1 protein-coding gene is annotated in these 907 nt (G+C 74.9%); it reads right to left on the reverse strand.

All coding sequences use genetic code 11. The features are described 5' to 3' along the window. Positions 1-328: 328 nt before the first annotated feature. Positions 329-907 (reverse strand): VWA domain-containing protein (locus Y694_RS22025; protein ID WP_231497845.1); only part of this gene is annotated, 579 nt, incomplete at its 5' end.

The following is a 907-nucleotide window of genomic DNA, read 5'->3' on the forward strand; positions in this document are numbered from 1 at the left end:
CGTCGGTGCTGCCGCCGCCCCCGCCGCCGCCGCCACAGGACGCCAGCAGGAGCGTGGCGGCACACAGCGCGGTCAGGCGGGCGAGGCGCTGCGCTCTCGGTGAGCGGGGAGTGGACATGGTCGCCCCAGGATGCGGTGGAAGACGGCGCGACCGCGCGAGCGGCCGGGCAGCGGACGTCCAGTTTGGTGGCGCGGCGCACCCCGCTCGTGACCGAAGCCGCGCGGCTGCAGCGCCTTTTACAAAGCGACACCTTGCGGCCCGGCGCGGTGTGAACCGCAGCACGCCGCGGCCACGCTCAGACCTGCAGGTGGCGCCGCGCGCGCTCGCTCAGCGCGTTGGGGAAGTAGAGCGCGGTGAGGCTCTTGCTGTGCACCGGCGAGTGACCGTCGGCATACGCGCTCTGCGGGTCGGGCGCGTAGCGGCGCCAGTCGCGCACCCAGTGGATCGCGTCGCAGACCTCCAGCAGGCCCATCGTCTCGCGTCGCCGACCAGCACCCCTTGCACGCGCAGACCGTGGCGCTGCCGTGCGCCGTCCAGCAGCGCCAGCGTGGCCGGCGTGCAGCCGAACTCGCCGTCGCTGACCAGCAGCAGGTCGGCCTGCTGCCAGCGCGCGCTGTGGACCGCGGCCACCGCATGCGCGAGCGGTGCCGCCAGGTCGGTGCCGCCATCGAAGGCCTGGCCGATGAAATCGAGCAGCGCGTCCAGCCCGGCCGGCGTCAGCGCCAGCTCGTGGGTCAGCAGCTCGCCGGCACCGCCGAAGGCGATCAGCTGGCAGGCCCGCCGTTCGCGGTGCGCGGTGCGCGCCGCCTGCAGCACCACCGCCTTGGCCAGTTGCTCGGGTGCGCCGCGCATCGACCCCGAGGTGTCGATGCAGACCAGCATCGGGCCGCGCGCCAGCGGGGGCGG

The organism is Methylibium sp. T29-B (genome assembly GCF_000576225.1).
Classification (GTDB): Bacteria; Pseudomonadota; Gammaproteobacteria; order Burkholderiales; family Burkholderiaceae_C; genus Methylibium; species Methylibium petroleiphilum.